We start from the raw sequence: 4,420 nt of genomic DNA on the forward strand, positions 1-4,420 counted from the left end.
GCTGGGATGGGCGCACATCCTGCTCACCGGCGAATACCTCTGGCCGAAAGACGCCGACGCTTAGGGTGTCATTTCGCCCTCAGCCGGAACCGACCCCTGAGTAGCCATTGAGCTTGTCGAAGGGCGTATCGAAGGACCGCCACAGGTACTTCGATACGGGCCTTCGACAAGCTCAGTCCCTACTCAGCACGAACGGTTCTACAATGGTATCAACCTCTGATTCCTGCCGACGCGGGGGCAACCATCCTCAATGCGGCACGACGCCCAGCTCGACGCCGGTCTTGTCGTGCAGCGCGAAGCGGTCGACCAGATCGGCGCTGGCGCGGTTATAGCCGATCACCGCCACCTCGGCCCCGTTCTGGCGCAGGCGGGCGACGATCTTGTCGAGCGCGTCGACCCCGGAAATGTCCCAGAAATGCGCCGCGGTGACGTCGATCGTCACCGGCACCGCCCCCTCGAGCGCAAAGGCGCGGCGGAAGCGGTCGACCGAGGCGAAGAAGATCTGTCCCGTAACCTGGTAGGTAACGCCGCCATCGCCCGCGACCCGCTCGACCGCGAACATCCGCTGCACTTTCCCGGCGAAGAACACGCCCGACAGCAGCACCCCGGCCAGCACGCCCAGCGACAGGTCGCGCGTCGCGACGACGACGGCGACCGTCACCAGCATCACGATCGACGAGGTTGGTGGATGGTGACGAAGGTTACGCAGCGAGTTCCAGCTGAACGTGCCGATCGACACCATGATCATCACCGCGACCAGCGCCGGCATCGGCACGCGTCCGACCCATGGCCCCAGAACCGCCAATAAAAACAACAGGAAAGCCCCGGCGGTAAAGGTCGATAGCCGTCCGCGTCCGCCCGAGGTCACGTTGATGACCGACTGTCCGATCATCGCGCAGCCGCCCATCCCGCCGAACAATGCGGCGACGATGTTGGCACCGCCTTGCCCGGCGCATTCCTGCCGCTTGTCGCTGTCGCTATCGGTCATGTCGTCGACGATCTGCGCGGTCAGCAGCGATTCCAGCAGGCCGACCGCCGCCATCGTCAGCGCAGTGGGCAGGATGATCCGCAGCGTGTCGAGCGTCAGCGGCACCTGCGGCCATGCGAAGCTCGGCAGCCCTTGCGGAAGTTTCCCCATGTCGCCGACGGTGTTGACCGGCAGGTTCAGCGCGATGCTGATGACGCTGAGCACCAAAATCGCCACCAACGGCGACGGCACCGCCCGCGTCACCCGCGGCAGCAGGTAGATGATGGCGAGGCCGCCCGCGATCAGCGCATAGCTGTGCCACGTCACGCCCGTCAGCTGCGGCAGCTGCGCCAGGAAGATCAGGATGGCGAGCGCGTTGACGAAGCCGGTGATGACCGATCGCGACACGAACTGCATCACCCGGTCGAGCCGCAGCAGCCCGGCGGCGATCTGGATCAGGCCCATCAGGATGGTGGCGGCGAAGAGATATTCGACGCCGTGGTCGCGGACCAGGGGGCCGACCAGCACCGCGACCGCCGCGGTCGCCGCCGAGACCATGCCCGGCCGTCCGCCGATACAGGCGATGGTGATCGCGATCGCGACCGAGGCATAGAGGCCGATGCGCGGATCGACCCCGGCGATGATCGAAAAGCCGATCGCTTCGGGGATCAGCGCCAGCGCGACGACGATGCCGGCCAGCAGGTCGCGGCGGATCTGTGCCGCTCCGCCGAACCATTGGCGGCGATAGGAGGTAAAATCGAAGGTCATGGAAAATCCACATCAAGCCACATGGCACCCGATCGGGCGCAGGATTTCAGGTCATGTGCGATGTTGTCCGGCGGATCGGCGGCCGGAATAGCCACCCGGAATTGCACCGGGTCCTTGCGAATGCTCGGTCCATAGCGGGCGATGGGGCGGACAGGCAAGGGGCCGCGGCCCGATCGCCGGCAGATCGAACGAAACCGGGCGCGGCCCGGCCATCGTCCCGCCATGGGACGATCCCGCCCGCTTCTCATTTTGGGCAGGTAGCAGGATGCCACCGAATATAATGCCGGTTAGGCCGGCCCCCTGACCGCCGGACGGCGATCCGCCGGCATCCGGTTCAGGGGGGAAATATTCCATGTTACAAACGACCTATGCGTTGCTGAACGTCGACGAGATCGTCAATATCGAAGCGAACAACGTCATCGATACCCATTACAGCACGGCCCGGCGCACCGCGTTCGTCGTCGCCAATGGCGATGTCGGCGATGACAATATCATCGGCTTCGGCAAGACCGACACCCTGATCACCGGCAAGAAGATCTTCGACGGAAACGGCGACGGGTTCATCGGCTTCGGCAAGAACGGCCTGCTCGATATCGACCGGGTCAATGCGCGCAAGGCCGGCAACGATCAGCTGCGCATCACCGATGGCGAGGATTCGATCGGGGAACTGCGCTATCTCGGCGAATTCGGCGGCCAGCATGCCTATGCCGCTGCCGGCGCCCTGCACCAGTTCCTGAAAGAGCATGCGAACGGCGTGGAAGGCACCGTACAGGACGATGTGATGACCACCAGGGGCGGTGCCCTGTTCATCGACAACGCGCTCGGCCTGCGGATCGGCGACGATATCGTCACCGATTTCAATTACGGCAGCAAGATCGTCACGACCCACGCGCTGGCCGATGCGAACGATGACGGCAACGTCGATAGCCTGCGCTATCAGGACGGTGGAAAGACCGCCGTCTTCGATATCACGTCGGGCAAGGGCGAGATCATCGGCACGATCACCATGACGGATTCCTATGCGTCGTCGGTCAGCCTGTCCGATATTACCGAGATCGGCGGCGTCGTCTATTACACCTACACCGTCGAAACACCGTAATTTAGCGATCTACCGCGTAGCATCGCTGCTCCGACTACCATCGGCACCGGTATGTCATGGCATGCCGGTGCCAGAGGCTTCGATCGAACCCATCTTGCGCTGCGCCAATGCATAGTCCCGTCATGCCGTCCAATGTCGGCGCGCCCGTTCCGGTTCGTCAGGCGACGCGGCTGATCAACCATTTCCAACTCTATGCCGGATCGGCCGCGATGCGCGCCGCCGGGCGTCATTTCGACAGCGGCGCGCTGCTGGTGCTGCTCCTGCGCAATGCGTTGCGCCCGACGCCGGGGGGACGGTGCAGCATCTCGTCGCTGGCGGCGTCGCTTCGCCGCCCGCGCGAGAGCATCCGCCGGGCGAGCATCACGCTTGCCGCACAGGGGCTGTGCCAGGCGGACGAGGACGGGCTGCGGCTGCCCGACGGCTTTGCCGGGCTGCCGGCGATGATCGCGATGCGCGACGACGTGCTGGCGCTGCTGCGGCAGATGCTGGACGGGTTCGTCCATGGCGGCCTGACCTTTCCGCGCGCGGGCGTGGTGCCGGGCGACGACGCGCTGCTGGCGGCGGCGCTCGACGTCTATCTCAGTGTGTATGAATTGAGCGAAGCGCCGCTCGTCACCCCGATGGGGCTGTATGTCGTCGGCGCGATCAGCGTGCTGAACGCCGCCGCGATCACGCACTACCCCGAACTCGGCCACCGGTACGGTTTCGCCCATACCATCCCGCCCGACGATATCCGTCGCCCGGCATCGCTGCAGGCGGTCGCGGAGATCGACGGATTTCCGTACCCGACCATCTGGCGTCACGCGACGGCGGCGCGACTGGCCGGTGCGTTGCGGCGCGTGCCCGACGGCTATCTGCTCGGCACCCGGTTTATGGACGATCCCCGGACGAACGCCGCGTCGGTGGTCAAGGTACAGCATGTCCGCCGCATCCTGTCCGATCTGATGGCGGGGCATTATCGATCGGCGGAAACCGGGAAGGGTTGAGCCGGCACCGGCGGCGCCGGTGCGTCGCTGTTCTCCATGTCCATCGGGGAATTTCGGGAAACCCATTCGGGAACAGGTTATGGGAAGGCGCATCGGACCAGACGTCTGATCGGCACGGACCGCCCGGCTGTTTTTCTGAACCTTCGTTTTCGGGAAAGCCAAAATGGCCCAATTGCGGTCGTTCCCCGCCCGGCAAAAGCGCGCTAGTGATCGGAGTATGATCAAGCGAAACGATCAGGGGCGGGAGATTTGGTTCGATCGTGTCGCGTGGAGCTACACGCCTAACCACTGGAAGGGGATTGTCTATCCGATCCCGATGATATTTATTACCGTTGCGCTCTGCTGGTGGGTGGCGGGCACTTTCAATGAAGTAATAACTGTGGCGACTTTTCTCGTGTCTTTGGCGGCGATGATGTGGTTTTGTGAGCGCCACTCGCCAGCACGCCATTAAGTCCGCTTTCCACCAATAGCCGACACCAACTTAAACTAGTAAGCTATGAGCTGCTGCCGGTCTGGTAGACACGAGGTTAAGCTACCTGCGCCTGCCGCTCGAAGTCCATGGGGCTGAGATAACCCAGGGTCGAGTGGCGTCGCGTTGGA

General features: G+C 64.0%; 4 protein-coding genes and 1 other annotated feature. Of the genes, 3 read left to right on the top strand and 1 reads right to left on the bottom strand.

Annotated features, from left to right (window positions below; genetic code table 11):
• Positions 1-247: 247 nt before the first annotated feature.
• Positions 248-1,735, bottom strand: coding sequence for a SulP family inorganic anion transporter (locus tag ASE70_RS13650; protein WP_056505899.1), 1,488 nt, complete (start codon positions 1,733-1,735; stop codon positions 248-250).
• Between the two features lie 61 nt (positions 1,736-1,796).
• Positions 1,797-1,852 (bottom strand) — a sequence feature (sul1 is cis-regulatory element that is thought to sense ions involved in sulfur or methionine metabolism; They are found in Alphaproteobacteria).
• Positions 1,853-2,087: 235 nt separating this feature from the next.
• On the opposite strand from ASE70_RS13650, the gene ASE70_RS13655 reads away from it, so the two are divergent.
• The 3 genes from ASE70_RS13655 to ASE70_RS13665 all read left to right on the top strand — a co-directional run bounded on the left by ASE70_RS13655 (position 2,088) and on the right by ASE70_RS13665 (position 4,271).
• On the top strand, positions 2,088-2,834 hold the full coding sequence (locus tag ASE70_RS13655) for a hypothetical protein (RefSeq protein ID WP_056505902.1): 747 nt from the start codon (positions 2,088-2,090) through the stop codon (positions 2,832-2,834).
• Between the two features lie 122 nt (positions 2,835-2,956).
• Positions 2,957-3,820 (top strand): hypothetical protein, encoded by an 864-nt coding sequence (locus tag ASE70_RS13660; RefSeq protein ID WP_056505905.1) that lies wholly within the window; start codon positions 2,957-2,959, stop codon positions 3,818-3,820.
• Between the two features lie 217 nt (positions 3,821-4,037).
• Complete coding sequence (locus ASE70_RS13665; protein ID WP_156356266.1) at positions 4,038-4,271, top strand: hypothetical protein; 234 nt, start codon at positions 4,038-4,040, stop codon at positions 4,269-4,271.
• The last annotated feature ends 149 nt before the right edge of the window (positions 4,272-4,420 follow it).

This window comes from Sphingomonas sp. Leaf22, from assembly GCF_001421715.1.
Taxonomy (GTDB): Bacteria; Pseudomonadota; Alphaproteobacteria; order Sphingomonadales; family Sphingomonadaceae; genus Sphingomonas.

Coding starts and splice junctions, on each gene's coding strand:
- ASE70_RS13650 (WP_056505899.1), bottom strand. CDS start 1,735: ATGACCTTCGATTTTACCTCCTATCGCCGCCAATGGTTCGGCGGAGCG.
- ASE70_RS13655 (WP_056505902.1), top strand. CDS start 2,088: ATGTTACAAACGACCTATGCGTTGCTGAACGTCGACGAGATCGTCAAT.
- ASE70_RS13660 (WP_056505905.1), top strand. CDS start 2,957: ATGCCGTCCAATGTCGGCGCGCCCGTTCCGGTTCGTCAGGCGACGCGG.
- ASE70_RS13665 (WP_156356266.1), top strand. CDS start 4,038: ATGATCAAGCGAAACGATCAGGGGCGGGAGATTTGGTTCGATCGTGTC.